This is a genomic window from Calothrix rhizosoleniae SC01 (assembly GCF_900185595.1).
GTDB lineage: Bacteria > Cyanobacteriota > Cyanobacteriia > Cyanobacteriales > Nostocaceae > Calothrix_A > Calothrix_A rhizosoleniae.
The window spans coordinates 1-5,965 of sequence record NZ_FYBH01000241.1 but is presented as its reverse complement, the minus strand read 5'-3'; the positions used below and the strand labels follow the sequence as shown (position 1 = coordinate 5,965).

The window sequence follows — 5,965 nt, the reverse complement described above, 5'->3', positions numbered from 1 at the left end:
AAACATCACTACATCACACGTTGTTAAAAGGAAAATTTATGCAGTTCCTATCACGCTCATTTCATTTCCATAGAGCAAGCGCTGGACTTATCGCAGCCGCTCTTTTGACCACAACAGTTGGTTTGACAAATACAGAAGCCAATGAATCCAAGGGTCGATTTAGGCAAATCTTACCGCCAAACCGAGAAGCCTTTGGTACTAACTACGCTGACCTCACCGGAAAATGGTGGGAGTGGGCTGTAAACATACCAACCGAGACTAATCCGATATTGGATCCGGGTGGTAAGGAAAACGCCAATGCTTGCCAAGTAGGACAGTTTAAGGTTGCTGATGTATTTTTCCTAGCAGGTACATTCGGTAACGAAGAGCCAGTGACTCGATATTGCACAGTACCAGCTAACAAGCCTCTTTTCTTCCCTCTGTTAAACGGTTTATTCTGGGTACCTGAAGATGGTGATACAGTCGAAGAGGTTAGAAGGGGCGTAAATCTCGGCAGCGAATTGGCAAACGGGATAAAACTTACGGCTGAGATAAATGGAAGACCTGTCGAAGATATCTTTGCCTATCGCGCGCAGTCACCTCCAGGTGGTTTTACTATTCCATTCAGAGAGGGAGGGATTGTTACCACATTGTTTGGTTTTGACCCAGGTGACCGCTCACCGACTGTGGCAGATGGATACTGGCTTTTCCTTAGACCTTTGCGTCCTGGAAACCATGAAATTCGGTTTACCGCTACTAGGAATAGGGATAATTTCGAACTTGATGTCATTTACAAGTTAACTGTCGTTAACAATTATCGTACTCAAAAGAAGCGTAAGCCCTCCTACCATCGCAGGAATAATAGATTACGCATTCCCAAGAATTCTCCTTGGTATCGATATCAATAAGGGAACATCAAAAAAGAAATTATTCGGTGAGGACAAGGTGTCACTAAGGTTATAAGCTGAGAAATTGTGACCAAATGGTTTCTATGTGGGAACTTTTTCTCACACCATTTTAATCCATGACTAAAGCTTTCACATAGATTGCCATTAGTTACAGGAGACACTCAGGATATTATTTATAATGCGATCGCTCAACAATTCCGAGAGTTAGGATGTACATTAATTGCTATTGGTGGTGTTGCAGATTATGTACATATTCTTATAGGTTATCCGCTCAGTTTAACAGTATCGGAATTGATTAGAAAATTTAAACCTGATAGCTTTTTTAAATGGCAAGGTGGTTATGGTGCATGTACCAGAAGTAATGAGGATAATTTTTTTCTTGTTCTGACATTACCTCCTGTACATCTGGTTTTGCTTCAAAATTAGCCACAAACCCCTAATTAAATCTAAAATCGGATTAGACCGTAATTTTACAGATAACGTGCCGCCAGAATCTCACGACCTTATAGTTGAATCTCCATCCCCTGGTTCTTTGCTGCGAGAACAGGCAATTTTAACTATCCGTAATAGCCTGCGTCCCGGACAACAACAAATGGCTGATTGGCAATCTGGCCCCCTGGCGGTATCTGCGGTTCCTGGTGCTGGCAAATCTACGGGGATGGCAGCTGGTGCAGCAATTGCGATCGCTAGACAATATTACCACCTTGCTACCAGTTCCCGTCCCCCAAAACATCGTCAGTTGGTGGTTGTCACTTTTACTCGTTCTGCTGCGGCTAACATTAAGGCGAAAATTCGTAAATATCTACGGGAAGTTTTATCTCTACCCCAAACGGGTTTTGTGGTTCATACTCTCCACGGTTTGGCGTTAAATATTGCTAACCGTCATCCAGATTTATCGGGTTTAGATTTAGAGAATGTCACCTTAATTACACCCAATCAATCCCACCGCTTCATTCGTACTGCTGTAGAACAATGGATTAGTCAGCACCCAGAGGATTATTCCCGGTTGTTGTCGGGGATGCAATTTGACGGGGAAGAAACGGAACGCTTACGCCGTCAATCGGTTTTGAGGACGGAAGTATTACCGGATTTAGCATCTACCGTCATTCATGAAGCCAAAAGCTCGGGAATGTTACCCGCAGATTTGCAAAAATTGAGTCAACATGTGGTTGATGAATACGCAATTCTCCGAATAGCATCCGGATTATATACACAATATGAGAATTTGATGCGATTGCAGGATTTCATTGACTATGATGACATGATTCTAGCGGCGTTACGAGTGTTAAAAAATCCTAGTGCTTGCAAGATTGAACAGAATCAGGTATTTGCTGTTTTTGAAGACGAAGCCCAAGATTCTAGCCCCCTGCAAACTAAATTATTAGAAATTCTGGCGACAGAAGTGGGAGGTAGTAATAGTCACCAGCCCCAAATTAACTTAGTACGTGTTGGCGACCCCAACCAAGCAATCAACTCTACCTTCACCCCCGCAGATCCGATTTATTTTCGAGATTTTTGTCAACAATGTGACACCCAAGCCAGATTAGCCACTATGGATCGAGCGGGTCGCAGTACTAAAATAGTTATTGATGCTGCTAACTTTGTTTTGGCATGGGTGAATAGCTTTTATACCAAACAACAAAAAACTCCCCCTGATTCCCCTACTTCCTTTACCCCTGTAATTGCCCCCTTCCGTCCTCAAAAAATTCATCCTGTGACTGCCGATGATCCTCAACCAGATGCTAACCCTCAGCCAGTAAGTAGGGGTTTAGAACTTCATGCTCCCCAGGACACTCAACAAACAGTAAAAATACTGAGTCAGAGGATAATTGAATTATTTAGCCAAGATGATGCAGCGAAAGTCAATGCAGCTATTTTAGTCAGAGAAAACCGCCAAGGCAGGTGGTTATCAGATGCACTGCGCCCCATATGTAAACAACATGAAATTACACTTTATGACGTGGGAGAACAAGAGCGCCATTCCCATGTACCAGAAGAAATTTTAATCCTACTACAATTTTGCGATCGCCCCCATTCCCCCGATTACCTCAAAGCTGCCCTCACAGTCATGGTACAACGGCGATTGATTGAACCCCAAGACCTCAACGCCCTGGCAACCCTCCCAGAAGAATTTTTATACCCCAGTCCCCTGGCTGCACCCCAACCAGAACCAATCCAAAAAGGTGCTCATTTGTGTCGTAGTTTACTACGTGCCCGGTTGCAATTGCCCCTATATCAATTAATTTCCTTCCTGGGGTTAGTACTAAATTACGACCAAGCCGAACTAGCCACCGCCGACAAACTAGCAGAACGGGTAAACCAACAAATAGCTGGTGGTATTTCCATGGGAGCCATGTTAAATACCTTGAGCGATATAGTTAGTTCGGAACGCTTTGAACCCGTGGAAACAAGTAACATAGAAGCCCGATATACAAACCCCGGTCAACTAACTATAATTACCATGCATAAAGCTAAAGGACTAGATTGGGACTATGTATTTATACCTTTTTTGCATGAAAATATAATACCAGGTAGATTTTGGATTCCGCCCCAAAGTCAATTTCTAGGTAACTTTACCTTATCAGAAGTAGCCCGCGCCCAAATTCGTGCCTATCTCCACGGGGAGTCTAGTTTACCCCATGTTGCTGACGCTTGGGAAGGAGCCAAATATTTAAAAACAGCAGAAGAATATCGTTTATTGTATGTGGCGATGACAAGAGCAAAAAGGCTATTGTGGATGTCTGCGGCGAAGAAAGCACCCTTTACATGGAGTAAACCAGATAATTTACAAGAGCAAGCACCTTGTCCCGTCTTTTCAGCATTAACACTTCAGTTTCCTAGTTGTGTGATTTCGCAATTTGAGTGATGCTTGTGTCGCTACCTGCTGTAAAGTTAATCTTTCAAACTACAGTAAAACACTTACTCTAACTACACGTTAAACCCAAACTTTCAAGTGATAGCGCTACGCCCAAGTAATAAGTAAATTAGTACAAGGGGTGTGAGTAGCAACCGAGCAGTAAACCACGATAAGAACTGTACCAATTAAACCTTCTGGGAATCAGACCCCTCAAACTCTTGAAATCTCGTTCAAATTTTCTGTAGCAAATAGCCTAAAGTTTAATTGGTACTACAAAAACAAGGTTTTTCGCCGTTTTTTGGATAAAAACGTATTTTTATTTCTGTAATTCTTTCATAGTGATACTTTCAGGCGTTACGTGGCGGCTCATGACATGTTCGCTACTTTTACCCCTACTTTGGCAACTGAACTAAACTGAGAAAAAATAGTTAAACCATTAGGTACACAAATAAATTCAACGGGATTTCCATCAAATAATTCTCCATCTACTACTAATTTTTGAGTCGGCTCGGTAGTTAACTTAAGTTTATTGGTACGCAAACGAATTAGATTTTGATCTTCAACTTCGGATTTAGCTAGAGCAGAGGCGAGTAAAGCTGCTGATGTATTAATTCCCTCAAGCCAAGTTTTAGATACAGGAATTGTCACTTCTAAAAGACCATCATCGGGAATAACAGCACCAAAGCCCTGAGCCATAATTGAAGTAGCAGGAGCAGCATTGGCAACCGTAACCGCAGGTGTTTTAAAATCTAGAACCTGACCCTCAATTTCAATTTGAGCTTGAAAATCTTCTTGAGTAAAAAATTGCTGCGCTCCAGAAAGTACATAAGCAAGAGTTCCCAAGCGATTTTTTAGCTCTCGATTGGCATTATCGACCATCCCTGCTTCAAAACCTACCCCAGCTAATAAAATCATCGGAATTTCATTACAATAGGCTGCGTCTACCATTCTGGTATTCCCTGCTGCAATAGTTTCACAAGCCAGTTTGAGTTTGGTTGGCAGTCCCAAAGCCACCGAAAAAGCATTGGCAGTACCACGAGGAATAACACCCAAAGATATTCCCGTTTCAATAGTTTCTCCAGCGATCGCTGATACTGTGCCATCTCCTCCCGAAGCAATTACGCAACCCACTTGGTCTTCGGTTTGATTGGCTTGAATTTTAGCGATCACTTCTCGGGCTTGAATGGCTGGGTCGAGCCCTGGTTGGGTAAAAATAATGTGGAGATTCATTTGGGGTTCGAGAATGCGACGAATCATTTCTAAATCTCGATCTGGATTCCCTTGTCCTGCCACAGGGTTGAAAATCAAATAAGCATCTCGCAGTTTGGCTACTGCTTGAATCGATAATTCGGCGGTGGAGATATTAGTAGCTAGAGGGATATCGTAAAAGTTACAGACCCTAATCAGAGCTTGACAATCAGGTTCGGGAGATTGAAAATTTAGCGTATCCATCAAAAAGATTACGCCAACTACTTCTCCTGTAACAACTTGGGCTGCAATCTGTAGAATACCTCCCTCGGAGTTCGATTTTACTTTATTGACAGATAATCCTGTTTCTTGCTCGATCTTTTGTCCTGTGGCACTTGTAGCAATTAGCTCGTAGCGAGCTAGAATGGAGTAATATTTTTGGGCTAAGACAACAATCTCATTGTTTCTACTATCTTGGGCAATCAATGCAACGGATGACGACATAATTAATTTCTTCTGAGAAATTCAAGTAATCGTACAATATTATTCGGATATTTCTTCTGGAGATTTGCCATCAGTCTAGGAAGCCTAGCTTTCACATGGACTGGATTTTACCCCAATCTGCAATAAATAATAAGTTTATTGCTCATAGGTTTGGTGCTTCAAAAATGTCATAACGTGCTTTGGTATTGCTATAGAAGGGAAGAGGTTTTTGGACAACTTTACTCTTAGTTAACGTGAGTTCGATGAACTTTAAAGTCTGAAACCCTTAACCAACATATGGTCTGGAAATTCGTAGTTCCCAAAAATGCTTGAGTTTATTGAGAGTTGTTATTAGCCTTTATTTCAATAATCCTTGATTTACAGGGTTTTTAGTACCTAAAATCCGTCGAACTCACGTTTAAGTAGGTTGGCGTAAAAAATTATCGTTTGGATAAGGCAGGGGGCAGGGAGCAGGGAGCAGGGGGAACAAGGGTTTTAGGCTTATTTACTATTCTTCACATAGTTTGGTTTTATTGTGCCGACTTACTTA

Annotated in this window: 4 protein-coding genes; 3 read left to right on the top strand and 1 reads right to left on the bottom strand. The window is 42.0% G+C overall.

Going from position 1 to position 5,965, the window contains the following annotated elements; translation table 11 throughout:
* The 3 genes from CALSC_RS14415 to CALSC_RS14405 form a co-directional block, all read left to right on the top strand.
* A partial coding sequence (locus CALSC_RS14415; protein WP_235006795.1) for a hypothetical protein occupies positions 1–887 on the top strand: 887 nt, incomplete at its 5' end.
* Positions 888–1,025: 138 nt separating this feature from the next.
* Entirely contained in the window at positions 1,026–1,313 is a 288-nt protein-coding gene (locus CALSC_RS14410) for a transposase (protein ID WP_235006794.1), read from the top strand.
* A 55-nt stretch (positions 1,314–1,368) separates the two neighbouring features.
* On the top strand, positions 1,369–3,753 hold the full coding sequence (locus tag CALSC_RS14405; protein WP_235006793.1) for an ATP-dependent helicase: 2,385 nt from the start codon (positions 1,369–1,371) through the stop codon (positions 3,751–3,753).
* Positions 3,754–4,110: 357 nt separating this feature from the next.
* Here the strand turns inward: CALSC_RS14405 and CALSC_RS14400 are convergent, their stop codons facing one another.
* Positions 4,111–5,436 carry a methylglyoxal synthase gene (locus CALSC_RS14400; protein ID WP_088242016.1) on the bottom strand — a complete coding sequence of 442 codons (1,326 nt, stop codon included), beginning with the start codon at positions 5,434–5,436 and terminating at the stop codon, positions 4,111–4,113.
* Between the last annotated feature and the right edge of the window lie 529 nt (positions 5,437–5,965).